Source organism: Acinetobacter sp. YH16044, assembly GCF_013417145.1.
Classification (GTDB): Bacteria; Pseudomonadota; Gammaproteobacteria; order Pseudomonadales; family Moraxellaceae; genus Acinetobacter; species Acinetobacter amyesii.
The window spans coordinates 1-19,380 of the sequence record NZ_VPEK01000026.1; the positions used below are offsets into that span (position 1 = coordinate 1).

Annotated in this window: 13 protein-coding genes and 1 pseudogene; 13 read left to right on the plus strand and 1 reads right to left on the minus strand. The window is 39.5% G+C overall.

Translation table 11 applies throughout. The features are described from left to right. Positions 1-78: 78 nt before the first annotated feature. Together FTV38_RS13000 and FTV38_RS13005 are read left to right on the plus strand one after the other, a co-directional pair. On the plus strand, positions 79-885 hold the full coding sequence (locus tag FTV38_RS13000) for a TIGR02391 family protein (protein WP_180022694.1): 807 nt from the start codon (positions 79-81) through the stop codon (positions 883-885). A 12-nt stretch (positions 886-897) separates the two neighbouring features. Beyond that, the gene (locus FTV38_RS13005; protein ID WP_180022695.1) at positions 898-1,455 is read left to right on the plus strand and encodes a GNAT family N-acetyltransferase; all 558 of its coding nucleotides are present in this window, start codon (positions 898-900) and stop codon (positions 1,453-1,455) included. A gap of 248 nt (positions 1,456-1,703) precedes the next feature. On the opposite strand, the gene FTV38_RS13010 is transcribed toward FTV38_RS13005, so the two are convergent. Then, positions 1,704-2,024, minus strand: a complete 321-nt coding sequence (locus FTV38_RS13010) for a pyrimidine/purine nucleoside phosphorylase (RefSeq protein WP_180003865.1) — start codon at positions 2,022-2,024, stop codon at positions 1,704-1,706. A 656-nt stretch (positions 2,025-2,680) separates the two neighbouring features. Between FTV38_RS13010 and FTV38_RS13015 the strand changes: the two genes are divergently transcribed. From FTV38_RS13015 to mutS, 11 genes and pseudogenes are all read left to right on the plus strand, one after another. Further along, on the plus strand, positions 2,681-3,553 hold the full coding sequence (locus tag FTV38_RS13015; RefSeq protein WP_180007758.1) for a MetQ/NlpA family ABC transporter substrate-binding protein: 873 nt from the start codon (positions 2,681-2,683) through the stop codon (positions 3,551-3,553). A 75-nt stretch (positions 3,554-3,628) separates the two neighbouring features. Beyond that, positions 3,629-4,654, plus strand: coding sequence for a methionine ABC transporter ATP-binding protein (locus tag FTV38_RS13020; RefSeq protein WP_180022696.1), 1,026 nt, complete (start codon positions 3,629-3,631; stop codon positions 4,652-4,654). Further along, complete coding sequence (locus FTV38_RS13025; RefSeq protein WP_078188742.1) at positions 4,651-5,346, plus strand: methionine ABC transporter permease; 696 nt, start codon at positions 4,651-4,653, stop codon at positions 5,344-5,346. Before FTV38_RS13020 ends, FTV38_RS13025 begins: the two co-directional genes overlap by 4 nt. A gap of 364 nt (positions 5,347-5,710) precedes the next feature. After that, positions 5,711-6,217: a hypothetical protein gene (locus FTV38_RS13030; RefSeq protein ID WP_257228789.1), complete on the plus strand. Its 507-nt coding sequence runs from the start codon at positions 5,711-5,713 to the stop codon at positions 6,215-6,217. Between the two features lie 129 nt (positions 6,218-6,346). Beyond that, positions 6,347-9,919, plus strand: coding sequence for a DNA polymerase III subunit alpha (dnaE, locus tag FTV38_RS13035; protein ID WP_180022697.1), 3,573 nt, complete (start codon positions 6,347-6,349; stop codon positions 9,917-9,919). Between the two features lie 51 nt (positions 9,920-9,970). Next, positions 9,971-10,813, plus strand: coding sequence for an RNA methyltransferase (locus tag FTV38_RS13040; RefSeq protein ID WP_180022698.1), 843 nt, complete (start codon positions 9,971-9,973; stop codon positions 10,811-10,813). After that, positions 10,806-11,615, plus strand: coding sequence for a serine O-acetyltransferase (gene cysE / locus FTV38_RS13045; protein WP_180003858.1), 810 nt, complete (start codon positions 10,806-10,808; stop codon positions 11,613-11,615). The genes FTV38_RS13040 and cysE overlap by 8 nt, the downstream gene beginning before the upstream one ends. Positions 11,616-11,720: 105 nt before the next feature. Beyond that, entirely contained in the window at positions 11,721-12,635 is a 915-nt protein-coding gene (locus FTV38_RS13050) for an ABUW_2363 family tetratricopeptide repeat lipoprotein (protein ID WP_180022699.1), read from the plus strand. A 128-nt stretch (positions 12,636-12,763) separates the two neighbouring features. Continuing rightward, on the plus strand, positions 12,764-14,770 hold the full coding sequence (locus FTV38_RS13055; RefSeq protein WP_180022708.1) for a triacylglycerol lipase: 2,007 nt from the start codon (positions 12,764-12,766) through the stop codon (positions 14,768-14,770). 250 nt (positions 14,771-15,020) lie between these two features. Beyond that, positions 15,021-16,246, plus strand: a pseudogene (locus FTV38_RS13060) (GGDEF domain-containing protein). A gap of 286 nt (positions 16,247-16,532) precedes the next feature. Beyond that, a complete protein-coding gene (mutS, locus tag FTV38_RS13065) occupies positions 16,533-19,163 on the plus strand; it encodes a DNA mismatch repair protein MutS (protein WP_180022700.1) in 2,631 nt (876 codons plus the stop codon). Positions 19,164-19,380: the final 217 nt, after the last annotated feature.

Here is a 19,380-nt window from a genome sequence, read left to right on the forward strand (position 1 = left end):
TGAAATTCATGCACGTGTAGCAGTCCTCAACAGATTTACGGAATTAGGTCGACCACTTACCCAAGTTACGCCTTAAATTTGGCTCAATTAGGGGGCTTTGTATTTCAAATCTTTGTGCAACAAAGCCCCTTAGTTCTACAATTTGAAGAACAAGTTGAACGAGCACTTGTTTTAACAAATGATCATAATCATTGTTTTTTAATTAAAGGTTATCGAACTGTTTATCTCATTAGACATGGCTTTAGATCAGATTATATCTCAGAAGGTTATAAAGGTTTTGTTAAAGCTTTAAAACTATTGCAAAGGCATAAAATTGAAATCAAAGAGCTGTTTATATCAACTAAAGAATTTGAAATCATTAGGCAAAATTCGTTAAGTGATAATAATGTAGAGTCTTTTTTAAATAGTTCTTATAGCCGGACTAACACGATTTATGATTACATTAGCAATCTAGATTGTATGCTTAATGAACCTTTAAAAATAAATAACTGTTACACTAGCGAATTGCCATTAAATTTAATTGACGAGAGAATCATAGATTTAGCTTTTAAGTTTAAATTAGATGCTGATGCATCAATAATGACTGCATACACTCGATTAGAAGATATTATTCGAAAAAAAATAAATTCGCAAAAATTCTCTAGCTCACTAATGGAAGATGCATTTTGTTCAGACATAAAGAAAAATAAGTTATCCCCCTTCAAATGGGAGGCAGAAAATGAAGAAGCCTCTAATGCTATAGGCAGACTATTTGTAAATATGTTTAAAGCTTATCGCAATCAACGCGCTCATAGTGAAGTCAAAAAATCCTTTTCTCAGCTCCAAAGAGAGTTTTTACTAATCAACGAGCTGTATCAACTAGAATATGAGTCAATCAAACGATAATCTATTGTCACTATGACTAATCAACTCCAAACCCCTCGCCTCATCCTCCGCCAATGGAAAGACTCCGACACTCCCCCATTTATCCAAATGTGTACAGATGACGACGTCATGCGTTATTTTCTAAAAAAACTCGATGCTTCTGAAGCTACTGCCTTTATACAACGCATACGTGATGCAATCGAAACACGCGGTTGGGGTTTATATGCCGTTGAGTTGAAAGCCACAGGCGAATTTATTGGCTTTATCGGCTTACACGTACACCCACCTGAGTTTGAAATAGCCGATGCACCTGAAATCGGCTGGCGACTACTACCGCAATATTGGCATCAAGGCTATGCCACCGAAGGTGCGAAAGCAGTCCTCAAACATGCTTTTCGAAATCTAAGACTTGAGAAAGTCATTTCATTTACAGCGTGTCTAAATAAACCATCCGAACATGTTATGCAAAAAATTGGTATGCAAAAAGTCCGCGAGTTCAATCATCCACTTGTACCCCTAGAGCATCCCTTAAATAAACACGTGCTGTATGAAATACAACGTAGTGATTATTTGCACATTCCATTTTGCTAATTGAATAATTATTCACGGCAAAACTAAAGTACATTAACTCTGCCAAACAGTGGCTATAGAAGATGTTAAAAACCTTAATTTTAGTTACTACAGGATTTCCTATAAGACAGCAAAATCATTCATGTAATCATATAAGAAACCCCGCTAAGTGCGGGGTTTAAGCAATAAAAATATCAATTGCTATAACTTAGAAATAAAAAAATCATAAGGTGTAAAGCTGAAGCAACTGCAAACCTGTCTAAGCATACTTAATCAAAATGGCATACATAATCAACAACATCGGTACATTGCACTTTGAAAATAGAATCTTGTGGAACAATAAAGCTTTCGCCAGACGTATATTGAACAAACTCGCCCTGCTCTCCAATTTGCACAACACACTGCCCCGATGTGATTTCAACACGTTCTTTCACATGCGCCTCAAACGTCATGGGTTGCTCTGATGGCAAAAATACACCGATGGTTTTTTGACTACCATCTTCCATTTTTAATACATGGTTCACAGATCTACCGCCATAATGAACCGTAGGCTTTTTTACAACTGAGACGAAATCAAACTGATTTGACATAGCGTGCCTCACATAGCAATTTATTATGATCAATTATTAAGCAGCTTATATTAAACAATATTGCGGATTCAATCTTCCTCAGATTTAGATCTAAAATTTTGAAAAACCATGAATCAGAGTTGAACTTCAAATATACCAATAAATATTTCAACTCAGCTTAGATTGAAACTCTCCGTTATTTTCACATATGAATGTTACCAATTTTGTGTATGACAGGACTTATTTCATTTTTATCATTTTTTCAGCAATACATTTTAAAATTTGTTATATAGACCTAAACATATACAAATGACGTACTTAAATAGTTTAATTATAAATAATATATTGTTTTTACTTATTAAATTATTTAATTAAACATATTCCATTTACATTTTTGGTGCTAAGCATAACTTTTTAAATCACTATATTGAATAATAAAAAATTGATATGATGCCTAGCGAAATATAGAGATTTGCTTTATTAAATCTTTTGTTTACAGCAGCTTGCAATGGCTATCTTTTCCCATTTGGAAATAGACTCAGATCTAATTGTATAAGTCTGTGTAGCATTTTAAATTATTAAGCATCTATCAGCCTGTCTGATAAAAGACTTAAGTAAATCTCTCCATAATATGATTTGTGAATTTATTAATTTTATAAATTTACTCGGGTGAATATATGAAAAAGCTCCTAGGATTAGTTCTCGGTTTATCTGTTGGCCTTTCAGGCTGTGGTAAACAAGAAGCTCCTGCAACTGACGCCGCACAACAAAAAGACACTGCAGAAGTGCAAACTGTTACCATGGCTTCGACTGGTTCAGATGCTGATATTTGGCGCTATATTGCTACGCTTCCTGAAACCAAAGAAGCTGGCATTAAACTTGAAGTGAAAAACTTTACTGACTATGTGTCTATGAACACTGCTGTAGCGAACAAAGAAATTGATGTTAATGCATTCCAGTCATATGCCTATATGGTTGCGTTTAATGACAACAATAAAGATAAAATTGCACCGCTTTCGACAACTTATTTAGAACCAATGGGTATCTATTCAAGCAAAGTCAAAAAACTTGAAGAGTTTAAAACAGGTGCAACCATTGCGATTCCAAATGATGGCGCAAACGAATCACGTGCATTATTACTGCTTCAATCTGCTGGCTTAATCAAACTTAAAGCAGATTTTGACGATGTAAAAGGCACACCTGCTGACGTCACTGAAAATGCGAAGAAAATCGTAATCAAGCCAATCCAAATGGCGACTGCGGTTCGTGTTAAAGACGAAGTTGATGCGATTGTTTTGGGTAATACCCTTGCAATGGAAGGTGGTTTAAACGTACTGAAAGATGCGGTTTACTATGAGCCAATCGATCAAAGTACAAAAATGAACGTGAATATTCTTGCTGTTGCTGCTGACCGTCAAAATGACCCAGTACTACAAAAAGTAGGCGCGCTTTATCACACTCCAGCAGTTAAAGCTTACATCGATGAACATTTTGGTGGTACTAAAATTGATGTAAATAAACCAACTAGCTACCTCACTGAAGCAAAATAGTAATATAATTTCTTCAAATAAACAGGCAAAGTTTACTTTGCCTGTTTTTTCATTTTTGAACCCTTTTTTGACGCTATGATCCAATTTAAAAATATCTCCAAGCATTTTGAGCTAAAAGGCCAAACCGTTACAGCACTGGATCAGATTAATCTGGACATTCCAGATGGCTGTATTTTCGGTCTAATTGGCTACAGTGGTGCAGGCAAAAGTACCTTAATCCGTTTAATTAATTTGCTAGAACGTCCGAGTGAAGGGCAAATTATTATTCATGATAAAGACTTTACTGCTTTAAATTCGGCAGAGCTGCGTCAAGAAAGAACCAATATTGGCATGATCTTCCAGCACTTCAATTTACTGCAAACCAAAACAGTTGCAGAAAATATTGAAATGCCGCTTAAACTTTTAGGTGTGTCTAAAGCTGAACGCCAAAAACGTTTAGAAGAGTTGCTCGAATTTATTGACTTAAAACATAAGAAAAATGCTTATCCATATGAGCTCTCTGGTGGTCAAAAACAACGTGTCGGGATTGCCCGTGCGCTTGCCAATCATCCTAAAATTTTACTGTGTGATGAAGCAACATCTGCTCTCGATCCGCAAACTACTAAGTCGGTATTGGCGTTATTAAAGAAAATCAATCAAGAACAAGGCATTACTATTGTCATGGTCACCCATGAAATGGATGTGATTGAATCTGTTTGTGATTATGTTGCGGTGATGGAACAAGGGAAAATCATCGAACACGGCTCAACCTTAGAGATTTTTAGTCAGCCAAAACACAATACAACCAAAAACTTTATTCAAACTGTATTGCAGCAACAGCTTCCTGTTAATATTTTAAATAATCTAGAAAATCAAAACCATAACAGTATTTATTGTTTAAAATTTCTGGGCAGTTCGGCACAGGAAACCGTCATTCAAGCGGTAATTAAACAGTTTGATATTAGCCTGAATATTTTGTTTGCCAATATGACTGAAATTAATGGTGCGGTAATTGGTCAAATGTTCGTTCAGCTATTAGGTGATGCAGCATTGATTCAACAATCAGTGGCGTTCTTAGAACACCATGGGGTTGAAGTCACTCAAGCAGGAGTTCAGCAATGAGAGATTTAATTGTTCAATGGCTGACTCAAATTACAGCACCCTTTTGGAAAAGTTCTTTGTCTATGGATCAGTTCGTCACTGCCCTACAAGAAACTTTTCACATGGTGTTCTTCGCCATGCTCTTCGGCTGTATTTGGGGTTTTATCCAGGCCGTGATTTTATATGTCTCACGTCCACAAGGCATTTTGCCTAATCGTGTCATCTACCATGGTTTGAACCCGATTGTGAATGCGCTGCGTTCATTGCCATTTATTATCCTCTTGATTGCGGTCATCCCTTTGACCAAAGTCATTGTAGGGACTTCCATTGGTACTTGGGCTGCAATTGTTCCCCTCACAATCTATGTTGGTCCTTACATTGGTCGTCTGATTGAAACTTCGTTGCTTGAAGTGAATGACGGCATCATTGAGTCTGCTCAAGCGATGGGTGCATCTCCGCTGCAAATCATTACTAAATTTGTCCTACCAGAGTCTCGTAGCTCTTTAATTTTAAACTTAACGACTGCAACCATTAGCTTAATTGGTGCAACAGCCATGGCGGGTGCAGTAGGTGCAGGCGGTATCGGTGATCTTGCCATTTCTTATGGTTATCAACGTTTTGATAGTAGCGTGGTCATCATGACCGTGATTGTCTTGTTGATTTTGGTGCAAATTGTTCAAAGTCTGGGAGACTGGTTATCAAAACTGCGCTAAGCCTGCATAATTCATATATTTAAGCTCTCTTCGGAGGGCTTTTTAATGTTTAAGATTTGGTTTTTTTTAAGCTAAAATTAAACCAAAATTTTTTTTAGTTTTAAATTATTTTGACGGCAAATTAGCAACACCATAAAATTTAAAATATAACCTTCAATATTACGTTTACAAAAACTTGATTGAGTACAAAATATCAAAAGAACAGGATTTTATATTCCCCATGCAAACAATACTGCTAACACAAATTTTACGCTTAACTTTTTTCACAACGTGGATATTCATCACTTCAGCAGCATCTGCATCCATTGCTGATTATGACTATGTCACTAGTATTAAGGTAAATGATGTTGACTTAGCCTGACCCTTGCCTGCATCAAAAGCAAATGCATTAATCAGCAAAAATCCAGTAAAGCTTAAATATGAATATTCAGAATGTGCCGGCAATACTGAATTTCATGTCACATCAAAAGGTAAATTTCTAAAATTTGAAATTTATGCTGAGGACAATTCTCAAGTTAAAAATGATTCATTCTATAAAAATAAAAGCAGCTTCGCCCAACTTGGACAAACCAAAGGGAATGTTTGGATGGAATGGGATAAATCCACTCAAATACGCGTTAAAATTCAAATTGGGTCAAAACATCTGATAAGCCAATATGACTATCAACAATTTGTAAAAGACTTTACCAAAAGTGCAAAATTAGCCAATCCAAATGAAGTGGCTTATGTGATTTTACTCTCACCGACTCATGCAAAATCCGTGCTGAAAGAGCCGCATAACTATGATTTACCCTATATTGGCAACTTAGCTTTCAAGTTTAAAAATGGTAAATTATCTGCCTTTTCAGTGAATCAAGGTATTGCTTGCTAAATCGTGATTGTCATACAGCGTTTATTGCTTAAACAGTGAATTTATAAATCTGCATAAAGCCATGCAATAAACGCAAGTTTGATCTCAGAGCATGCTAAAATCAGCAGCTGTTTTCGCAGGGACTCATCTATGCACTTTGTACATCTTGGTATTTTTACAGAATTTTCCATTACTGAATCTATTGTACGTATACCTGATCTTGTAAAAGCTGCAGCTGCAGATGAAATGCCCGCTCTGGCCATTACTGACCTTTCAAATCTTCATGCTGCTGTAAAATTCTATAAAAAGTGCTTAGATAAAGGCATTAAACCCATATTTGGTTCAACCATTCGTTTGAATGATGCTGAACACAAAGCTACTCTTCTAGCGATGACCAATAAAGGTTGGCGCAGTCTAACAGAGTTGGTTTCTGAAGGTTATATTTCAGGTCAACAGCTTGATATTCCTTGCGTAAAAAAAGATTGGATTTTAAATCAACACCAAGACTTGATTGTTTTACTGGGTATGCAAAGTGATGTCGGCAAAATGCTTTGCTCTTCTAACCCGCAAAAAGCTGAACCACTGTTAGCTGAATGGGTCGAAAAATTTGGCAATCGTGTTTATCTAGCGATTACACGAACTGAGCGCTCGGGTGAAGAAGACTTTATTCACGAAGCAGTAAAACTTGCGAAGAAATTTAACATTGGTGTAGTTGCTCATAACGATGTGCATTTTATTCGTAAAGAAGATTTCGAGGCACATGAAGCACGCGTTTGTATTGCCGATGGCTATGTCCTTGGTGATAGCCGTCGTCCTAAAAATTACAGTCCTGAACAGTATTTTAAAACTGCCGAGGAAATGACGGAGCTGTTTGCAGACATTCCAACGGCTATAGAAAATACCTATCACATTGCACGACGCTGTAATGTGTCATTACGTTTAGGCTTCCATGACCTTCCCGATTATCCAATTCCTGAAGGTCATACCATTGACACCTATTTTGAACATTTATCAAAAGAAGGTTTAGAAGAACGCTTAGCGCATTTATATCCTGTCGAACAGCGTGGTGACGACTGGCCAGAAATTCGTAAGCCTTATGATGAACGTTTGGCTTATGAAGTCGGGATCATCCTGACCATGCAATTCCCGGGTTACTTCCTGATTGTCATGGATTTCATTCAATGGTCTAAAGGTAATGGCGTCCCTGTCGGTCCAGGCCGTGGTTCGGGTGCAGGTTCATTGGTTGCCTATAGTTTAAAAATTACCGACCTTGATCCACTGCGTTATGACCTACTTTTCGAACGTTTCTTAAACCCAGAACGTGTATCGATGCCCGACTTTGACGTCGATTTCTGTATTGCAGGTCGTGACCGTGTTATTGACTATGTTGCACGAACATACGGTCGTGATGCGGTATCTCAGATTGCAACTTTCGGGACCATGGCGGCAAAAGGTGCGATTCGTGACGTTGCCCGTGTCTTGGGTAAATCTTATGGTTTAGCTGACCGAATTTCTAAAATGATTCCAACCAAGCCTTTAGGTTTAAGTTTGGAAGAATCGATTGAGGCCGAACCACAACTCAAAGATATTGTCACTAACCCATCGAATCCTGATAACGACGATGCAGCCGAAATTTGGGAAATGGCACTCAAACTTGAAGGCATTACCCGTAATACAGGTAAACATGCCGGTGGTGTGGTTATTGCACCAACTAAGTTAACTGACTATTCGGCTGTCCTATGTGATGCAGATGGAACTAACCGTGTAGCCCAATTCGATAAAGACGATGTGGAAGCTGCAGGTCTAGTTAAATTCGACTTCTTGGGCTTACGTAACTTAACGGTAATTGAAGATGCCATTAAGCACATTAATGCCCGTCCAGATATCACTACACCTGTCGACATTTCCTTGATTCCTTTGGATGACAAACCTGCCTATGCTGTGTTCGCAGATGCAAACACCACAGCAGTCTTCCAGTTTGAATCCGTCGGCATGAAAAAAATGCTGAAAGAGGCACGTCCAAGTAAGTTCGAAGAAATTATTGCTTTCGTGTCTTTATACCGTCCAGGCCCCATGGATCTGATTCCTGACTTTATTTACCGTATGCATGGTGGCGAGTTTGAATACTTACATCCATTACTAGAAAGTGTCCTTGAACCGACATACGGCATTATGGTGTATCAGGAACAGGTAATGCAAGCAGCGCAGTTCTGTGCTGGCTATAGCTTGGGTGGCGCGGATTTACTTCGTCGTGCCATGGGTAAAAAGAAAGTCGAAGAAATGATTAAGCACCGTCAGATCTTTACTGAAGGTGCTGCAACCAAAGGTATTGATGCAGATACGGCCAACCATATCTTCGACTATATGGAAAAATTCGCAGGCTATGGTTTTAACAAATCCCATGCCGCTGCCTATGCCCTTGTTGCATATCAAACTGCTTGGTTAAAAGCACATTTCCCTGCTGAATTTATGTCAGCGGTAATGACTTCGGAAATGCAGAACACTGACAACGTAGTGTTCTTGATCGATGACTGTCGTATTAATGGTCTTGAAGTCTTGCCACCTTCGGTCAATATGTCTTTATATAATTTCCATGCCAGCGATCCAAAAACCATCGTCTATGGTTTAGGTGCGATCAAGGGTGTCGGTGAAGCTGCCATGCAGTCTGTGATTGACTCACGTATCCAAGATGGCCCATATAAAGATCTTTTTGACTTCTGTCATCGTATTGACCTAAAAAAAATCAATAAGCGCACGCTTGAAGCATTGATTCGTGGTGGCGCATTGGATTGTTTAGGATTAGAACGCGCTGACTTGATGGCGCAATTGCCAGAAGCTGTACAAGCGGCTGACCAAGCCCGTACAAACCGCGAAACAGGGATGATGGATTTATTTGGTGAAGTTGAAGAAGTTCAGCGTAAACCTTCTAAACCTGTTAAACCTTGGTCAGATGAAGTTCGTCTTAAAGGTGAAAAAGATACTCTTGGGCTTTATCTAACAGGTCATCCGATCGATGTGTATCGATCAGAGCTAAAAGCCTTTATTTCACAGCGCATTAATGAGCTTACGCCTACACGACGTGGTGTCACTACAGTATTTGCAGGCCTAGTAGTCGATATTGCCAACTTCCCGAACCGCATGATGGTGACGCTCGATGATGGTACTGCACGTATTGAAGTGTCTGCGAATCACGAACGTTTTAACCGCTTCAAAGATGTGATTCAAAACGAAAAAGTGGTGGTCATTGAAGGTGAAATTTACGAACGTGAAGGTTTTGATCGGCCAATGGGTCGCTTAACTAAAGCCTTCAGTTTGAATGAAATCCGTCAAAAACGTGCCAATGCCATTCAAATTAAATTAACACCTGAACATTTTAGTAAAACGCTATCACGCGACATCCAAAATATTTTACTGCCTTTCTGCAATGTCGATATGTGTACGCATATACCTGTGCAGTTATATATTGACTATCCATATGCGACGGCCGACATTCATTTGGGCTTAAACTGGAAAGTTGCCCCACTAGATGAATTACTGTCTAAGCTGCGTGACTACTTCGGTAAAGAATCTTTGCATGTCGAATATCATGTCAAATCCAAAGCTGCCAAAGCGGTAAGTTATGAACAAGCCTCTATTCCTGCGCAGGTTCCTCCACCGCCAGATGGAATGAGCATGGATGATGCCATGGATTTATACCAAGCTGAAGCCAATCAATTTTCTTAAAGTTTAAACGCTGTTTGAACTGCTTTTTTAAATAAACATATTGGAAATATCATGAATCAAACTGACAATGCTGCGGTTTCAGCACATCTCTCCCATGTGCGTATTGTCATGGTGAATACAACATTACCCGCAAATATTGGTAGTGCATTACGTGCCATGAAAACCATGGGACTTTCAAAGCTGGTCTTAGTTGCACCTAAGACTTACCCGCATCCAGACATTAATGCCTTGGCTGCCGGAGCTGTCGATTTAATAGATCAAATTGAAATTGTTGAATCATTAGAAGATGCTATTAAAGATTGTCATATTGTCTTTGGGACCAGTGCACGTAGTCGCACCATTCCATGGCCTTTACTTGACGCTCGCCCTGCTGCAGAAATGTCTCTCAAAGCGGTCTGCGAACAACAACAAGAAATTGCCGTAGTATTTGGCCGTGAAGACCGTGGTTTGACCAATGAAGAATTGGCAATGGCTAACTACCATGTCACCATCCCTGTGAATACTGAATATGGCGTTTTAAACGTTGCCCAAGCGATTCAGGTGATTTGCTATGAAATGCGCATGGCTGCCCTTGCACATACTGAGTTAACTTCAAATCCTGATGCCAATATGCATGTTACCGATGACATCGATATGGAATGGGATGAACCTTTGGTGACCCATGAAATGATGGAACAGTTCTACCCGCATATTGAAAAAATGCTGGCAGAGATTGAATTTATGGATCCAAAAAATCCAAGATTATTACCTTTACGCTTGCGTCGCCTATTTGGACGTATACAATTAGATCGTATGGAATACCACTTATTACGTGGCATCTTTAGCCGAGTACAGGCTTTAAATAACGGAACATGGAAAAAATCTACAGACAATGAGGATCAATCTAATGCTTAAGCAGCTTAAAGAAGATATACAGGCTGTATTCGCGCGCGATCCTGCTGCACGAAATACGCTCGAAGTCTTAACGACTTATCCAGGAATTCATGCCTTGATCATGCATCGTATGGCACATGAACTTTGGAAAAAAGAGTGTAAAGGCTCAGCTCGCTTATTGTCTTCTTTTAGCCGCTTTGCCACAGGCATTGAGATTCATCCGGGTGCGAAAATCGGTCGTCGTTTCTTCATTGACCACGGTATGGGTGTGGTGATTGGTGAAACAGCTGAAATTGGTGATGATGTCACCCTTTACCATGGTGTGACCTTAGGGGGCACAACTTGGAATAAAGGCAAACGTCACCCCACCTTGGAAGATGGCGTAGTGGTTGGCGCTGGTGCAAAGATCTTAGGCCCATTTACGGTAGGTAAAAATGCCAAAGTCGGCTCAAATGCCGTGGTGACCAAAGAAGTTCCTGCGGATACTACCGCTGTAGGTAATCCAGCACGCTTTATCACGAAAGATAAGCCAAAAGATGAAGCTGAAAGCCGTCGTCGCGATTATGCAGAAAGTATTGGTTTCCAACCGTATGCTGCAACACAAGACCAAACTGACCCAATGTTAGAAGGTATGCGTGTGTTGTTAGATCGTATTCAGCACAATGAAAAACGTATGAATAATTTGTGTCAGCGTTTGTCTCTCCTTGACCCAACGTTCAAAAAGCAACAGCTCAATGAACAACCTTTTAGTCAGGAAGAACTTAAAATCATTGAAGATGTGCGCCGCGAATGCGAAGCTCAAAGTAATCAATCTAAAGCTTAACCAAAAGCAATCATAATAAGTTGCCTTTAACTTGCATGTTGTTCAGAGTTTTTTTAGACTGACCAACATGCTTTTTTGTATAAAATAAATTAATGGATGAATCATATGACGCTTAAGCCCTTGGCAGTTGCTTGTATTGCTTTAACCCTTGCCGCTTGTGGAAGCGCCCCAACTAAAAATAATGCTCCTAAAGATGCCATGATTTTTGTAGAGCCTGAACTGACTCCACCGTTCTACGCACTCAACCCATTTAACTACGATGCACCACCTCCTTTTGAATTAAATTTACAAAAAGCTGCAGCACAGCCTGTGACTAAGATGGTGGTAACTAGCCCGACCGACCCATCTAAACAACTGACACTTGAAGAAAACCGTCTGATTATTCCAATTGTAGACAGCAAAGTACGTTCAATGAAATTTGCTGCTTTAGCGGGTGATAATGAAATCGACATTACTGAAATTGATGATTTCTTACAGCTCGTTGAAGGTAAAGCACGTCACTATCCACCTCGTTTTGTTCAACGCCAAGAACGTAAAGGGTTTGAACTTAAACTTAAAGAAGTGACGCAAAAATTAGATACCCTTGCATCTAAAGACAACGCTTCTTTTGATATTTTAGTTCGTGCATTTAAAGCCAGTGTGATGGCACGTAACCTTGATTTGGGTTCTGTGTACACAACTAAATCATTAACTTACGCACAACGTATTTTAAAAATCAACCAAGATGATGCAGAAGCAAACTTCTGGTTCGGTTTTGGTTTATCTGAAGGTGGTGGTCAACGTGAAGCGATTCCATACTTAGACAAAGCAATGAAAGCCGGTGTTCAAGAAGCGTATCTTTCTGCAGCAAATAACTATATTGCCATGGAACAAAAAAAGAACGCCATTCAGGTTTTAAAGAACTATAAAGTTAAATATCCACAAGAAGCAGAAGTTGCTGATCGTTTAATTCAAGAAATTGAAAAGCAAGGTCGCTGGAATGTTTGGCAAGTTTTAAATCCACCTAAAGCTGCGTCTTAAATCAGACGATTTAGAAAATTCTTTTGAAAAAAGACCGTTTTAACGGTCTTTTTTCATTTAAGGTGAATTGAAAATCCTGACAATTATCGTATGATTTGAAGATACTTAACCTTATGCGCGGCCTCTTTATGCAGCAAAATATTAAAAAAATACTGCTCCTTGGAATCATAAGTACCAGCGTACTGAGTGGATGTCAGGTCGTCAGTGTCAAAAATCAAAAACTCAATGTTTCGATTGCCAATGAACGTGAAAGTATTATTTCTCGAAATAAACTTAGCGAAGCCAGTTTAAATGTCTTGTCGATGACAGGTCGGGAAGCCAAAGCCTGCACAGAAGACCCGAAAGCCTGTGTTGATGAGTTACAACAAATTCCTCAGATTCAAGATGAACAATTACTTTCTACAGCAAGTGAATTATATTTAGCCAAAGCCATCGAATATGAGTCTTCTTCTGCCTGTAAATTAGGTTTACTGAGTAGCCACAAATCAGAAGAAAAACAAAAAATTGAACAAGACACATATAACAAATGTTTAGATCAACAGCTGACGCTACTGGATAAAAGTATCCGCTATAGCTATGCCTATATGTTTAAAACCAAACGTGCGCCTGCTGACCGTATTTTTGATAACCGCCAAGTTCAAATCCGAGATTTCTATAATCAAGGGATTGCCAAACTGGTCAGCAGCTATGCGCTACGTTATAAACCGCAAGAAGTCACCCAACAGATCAAAGTCGGACAAACCACCTATCATATTGACTTCAGCCATTACCCAGAACTCAAAAATCGTAAAATTGAACAATTGATGTCAACCTATAACCTCAACTTCTCAGGTTTACGTTCAATTACCCGCCGAGATGGTTTTGGTTCCGAATTCCTTGTGGTTTTACCCGAAGAACATACAGTTGAAACAGGCAAAGCCAAATACATTATCAACCCAATAGATTTTAAATATCCGTCTGGTTCAAACCCTAATATCCATCAAGCGCGCTATTTAGCTGCAACCTTAACAGCGGAACCTGTAAGCACCACAACTTCAGTTGATCAAATTTTAAATCAGCATGAGTTTCAAATTAAGGCTTACGACCCGTACAAATATGAACAGGTCAATATTGCCAATAAAAACTATGCCCTTGCAGCCAATTTTTCTGCACCTTATGGTCTTTGGTTAGCACAAAACAACTTGGGCAAGGCAGCGTATTTATCCCTGATTGACCGTGATGAAAAACTCACGATGCCACATTTATACATGCTTGAACCATATAATCCTGACAAAAAAGTCATCGTTTTGGTACATGGTCTTGCTAGTAGCCCTGAAGCATGGATTCGTCTCACCAACGATATTATGGGCGATTCAGTGCTACGTGAGCATTATCAAGTGTGGCAAGTGTTCTACTCAACCAACATGCCGATTATTGAAAGCCGCTTCCAAATTTATTCCATATTGACTCAAACTTTTAATAAAGTCGACGCCAATGCTGCAGCTAAAAAAGATGCGGTTTTAGTTGGTCATAGTATGGGCGGAATTATTGCACGACTACTGGTTAGCCAAGCCGATACCACACAATCTGCTTTGAAAATGATGAACTCACGTCAATTAAATCAGTACCGCAATATTCCAGTCGTGAAGCAGCGTATGGTAATTGACGATATTCCAAATTTCAGCCGTGCGATTTTCTTGGCTGCACCGCATCGTGGTACTGAATACGCAGATCGTTGGTTTACCAAAGCTGCTCGAAAAATCATTAAACTTCCGGGCGCTTTCTTATCAGCCATGGGTGATGTGTTAACTCAGGAAGAAGACCTGAAAGATTTATTCCGTGAAATCGACCACGGCTTAATCCAAAATGGACCAAGTGACTTAAGCCACCAATCCAAATTTATTGCGCTCACTGAAGATATTCAGCCACGTATAGGTTTGAAGTTTCACTCAATTATGGGAAATAACACCAACAGCCAAGATAAAAATGTAATCTCAGATGATGTCGTGCCATACACCAGTGCGCATTTAGAGGGTGCTGTTTCAGAAAAGATCATTAAAGGTGGTCATTCAATTCAAGAAACCCCAGAAGCTGTACTCGAACTACGCCGTATATTACGTTTGCATTTGATTGAACTTGGCCTCTATAAACCATAATCCAATACAGCATTTAATTTGATCTACATATTTTAAAACCGATCTCAGGATCGGTTTTTTTCATTTCTGCATTTACTTGAATATGCCAATATTCACATAATTATTATATAAGCCTTTATTTTTTAATCATTTTAAAACTCAAAATCACTTGTTAAATTTTATACAAATCTTATATTAGAGATAAATACGGGTTAAATATAGACAAAAAAGTTGTGCACATATCCTAAATTTTTTATGAGCATATCGAATTATGAAATTAAAAGGCTCAAAGTTACTTCATCGGGATGAAATTGAGGGTTTAATCAAAACTCGATTAAATAAAGTTTATTTTACGCCAAATTTAGAATCCATTTATCAGCCGCTCTACCGTGATGAAGCGGCGAAAGAATTTCGTTTTCGCGGGATCATTATTTTTCTCCTGTATGCCCTGTTATGTTCAGGGATTTATCAAGTGATTCCTGCGGGTCATGACGCAGTTTTATGGATTTCTCTGTACATTTGGGTGGGGATTATCATTCTGAGTGCATGGGTTTTATCTTTTGTTCCGCGTTTGAACCGTTATTTTGATGCTTATACTTGTCTAGGTTCGATGTGCGCTGTTGCGATCACATTTATCATCATTACTATGATTGGTAATTATCACAATGATGCGCTATTACATGCTGCCATGATGTATGCCGTGGTCATCCTCTACGCCTTTGTTGGTATGCGTTTTTATACTGCCGTGGTTGCGGGTTGGTGCGGTGGCTTGATTGGATACATCATTACCAAAGCTTTTGATTTTCAAATTGACTGGACGTTCTTAAATCGTACCTATACCTATAGTAGCTTTCTGGGTATGGCGATTGCCTATGTAATCGACCGTCAACACCGTGAAAATTTCTTGCAAAATTGCATTATTGAACTGCATCAAAATGAGATGCAAAAGCAATCTGAACAATTGAAAAAAATGACAGAGCATGACCCACTGACTGGGCTAGCAAACCGTCGTCCGTTATAAGGAGCTTTAGAACAGCTATGGCATTATGCCCTACGCCATCAAAAGCCTTTAAGCATCATGGTGATCGATATCGATTTTTTGAAAATTAAAATGATCATTTAGGACATCAGGCGGGTGATATCTGCCTGACCCAAATTGCAGAGGTCTTATCTCAAATTACCAATCGAAGTGGTGAGTTAGCTGCGCGCTACGGTGGAGAAGAGTTTTTACTCCTCTTTCCAATGTTAACTGAAGCTGAGATTGAGCCTTTGGCAGCAGATTTATTACACCGTATTCAATCTCTCGAACTTCCACATCCAGCCAGCCATATTTCAAAATTTGTGACGATTAGCATCGGTACGGCAACGATCATTCCATCTGAATCTGATCAAATTCAAAAATTTATATTGGCTGCCGATCAAGCACTTTGCCTTGCAAAAGGCAGTGGTCGTAACCAATATCGATTAGCTCAGGCTGAAGCGCAGTTAGATGTTTGAGTCAGTCTATCGCTTTGTAAATGTATCGATTATTGAATTTACACATAGACTTTTTAGCGTTTATAAATAAAATTTTGACTGCTTTTTTTACATGCAGACAAACCTTTTCTGGCATTTTCTTGTCACTTTTTTTGCTAGAATCAGCAACACGATTTGTTAACGTACACCTGTGGTTTTGAATGAAGAGACAATATAAATATAAGGACTTTTTCTAAATCCAATTTTCATCAAAACAGTGTCATTCGTTTAGCAGCGCACAAATTTTTATTTTAAGGTATTTCGTTTCATGCAAGCTGATAATTCCAAAGTTGACCTTTCAACCCTGACCCCGATGATGCAACAGTACATGTCAGTCAAAATGCAAAATCCGCATTCACTGATGTTTTATCGGATGGGTGATTTTTATGAGCTCTTTTTTGAAGATGCGCATAAAGCAGCAAAACTTTTAGGAATTACACTAACACATCGTGGTAAAGCCAATGGTGAGCCTATTCCTATGGCGGGAGTCCCGTACCATGCAGCTGAAGGCTACTTAGCCCGCCTTGTAAAAAAAGGTGAAACGGTGGTGATCTGCGAGCAAATTGGTGAGGTAACAGGTAAAGGTCCAGTTGAGCGCGGCATTGTTCGTATCATTACCCCGGGGACATTAACGGATGATGCACTAATTGCCTCTCATCAAAGTTCAAATTTAGTCGCGATCTGCTTACAACAAAATCAGATCGGGATTGCTTTACTAGACCTCAGTGCAGGTATTTTCAAAGTTCAGCAAATGGACTATCAGCTGGAACAATTAGCAATCGAACTTTCACGTTTAATGCCGAGCGAAATTTTGATTGATGAAGATCTTATTGATCCGAATATTGTCGAGCAAATTAAACGTCAATTAGACTGCCCTGTCACTAAACGTCCAAACGTCGACTTCAATTTAAATAACGCACAAAAAACGCTGTGTGACCAATTTGCAGTTGCCACACTTTCAGGTTTTGGTATTGACCATTTACCTTTGGCGAAAGCTGCCGCAGCGGCTTTGATTCACTATGCAAAAGTCACTCAAAAAACCGCTTTACCACATATCCGCAGCATTCAACTCGAACAAAGTAGTGATTTCGTGGCGCTCGATCCCGTCACTCGTCGTAACTTAGAACTGATTGATCCCCTATTTGAACATGGTACTTCCCTGTTCCAACTAATCAATGATTGCCAAACTGCGATGGGCGGCCGCCTATTGAGTCGTACCTTGATGCAGCCTTTACGAGATACCGCTTTATTGGATGCGCGTTTAGATGCCTCACAAGCGATGCTGCAAGGCTATCATGAGTCTCCGATCCGCTTAGTTCTCAAAGAAATTGGCGATATTGAACGTGTGCTATCTCGTGTAGCGCTCGGCAGTGCTCGTCCACGAGACCTAGTTCAGTTACGTCAAACTTGTGCACAAATTCCCTATCTTCGACATGCACTTGAGCCGATCATTCAGGCACATCAATCTAAGCTGATCGCTCAGTTAAATGATGAAATGGGTGATTTTCACGGCTTACATGAGCGTCTCATGTCTGCCATCGTAGAAAACCCGCCAGTGCTTTTACGTGATGGTAATGTGATTGCCGAGGGCTTCGACACTGAACTGGATGAACTGCGTAAAATTCGTGACCATGCAGGACAATTCCTCATTGATCTCGAAATCAAAGAGCGTGAACAAACCGGAATTTCAACCTTAAAAATTGGTTATAACCGTGTTAGTGGCTACTATATTGAACTAACACGCGCTCAAGCTGAGCAAGCGCCTGATCATTATATTCGCCGCCAAACCCTAAAAAATGCGGAACGCTACATTACCCCTGAGCTGAAATCTTTTGAAGATAAAGTGCTTTCGAGTGAGTCACGTGCATTAGCGCGCGAAAAAATGCTCTTTGAGCTATTACTTGATGAGTTACGTGCAGATATTGGCAACTTACAAATGATGAGCGCCGCTATAGCGCAAATTGATTTACTGGCTAATTTTGCCCATCAAGCTCGATTACGAAATTGGTCACGTCCTGAATATAGCCCTGAAGTTGGGATCAAAATCAAAGCCGGACGTCACCCAGTTGTGGAATCTCTGAGCAAATCAGCATTTACTCCAAATGATACTAGTTTGGACTTTAATCACCGCATGGCGATTATCACAGGGCCAAATATGGGCGGTAAATCGACCTTTATGCGCCAAACTGCCTTAATCAGCTTATTAGCCTACTGTGGTAGCTTTGTCCCTGCCCAATCTGCCGTATTAGGGCCGATCGATCGGATATTTACCCGTATAGGATCTGCCGACGACTTGTCTACAGGCAAATCAACCTTCATGGTGGAAATGACTGAAACCTCACAGATTCTACATCATGCGACCAATCAATCATTGGTACTGATGGATGAAGTCGGACGTGGTACGAGTACCTATGATGGCTTATCTTTGGCGTGGGCATGTGTGCTCGATCTCACCCGTCGCATTAAATGTTTATGCCTATTTGCAACGCATTATTTTGAGCTCACCGAGTTAGGCAAAGACGCCAATATAGATAACTATCATGTGACTGCTCGTGAGCTAAATGGCAACCTGATCTTACTGCATAAAGTTCAACAAGGCCCGGCGAGTCAAAGTCATGGTCTACAGGTGGCAAAGCTTGCAGGTATTCCTGCAGCTGTGATCAAAGAAGCGCAAAATCGCCTTCGTATATTAGAAACTCAGCAAAAACAGCAACTCAATACGGCTGTACAAACCGATCTATTCTCGGCACTCGCAGAGCCTGAAGTCATTGAACGCGTAGTTGAAGTTGAAAAAACATCGCCCGTACTTGATGCCTTAGCAGATATTGATATCGATAACTTAAGTCCACGTGAAGCATTACAACAGCTTTACGCTTTAAAGGATTTACTTAAGATCTAAATTGAGCAGAAGCGATAGATGAGATATGCAAAGAACACCAATGAAGGTGTTCTTTGCATTGACACCATTCAAACGCGTAAATTAGTGAATGTTTGCTATCTACTACTGCGGCTATTCAGCAATAAATTGATAAAAAATTAATGTTCTAAAATGTTTCATGCTTAAAATGCACATAAAAATATTGTTCGATAAACAGATGTAATTTAATTAGTTTTTG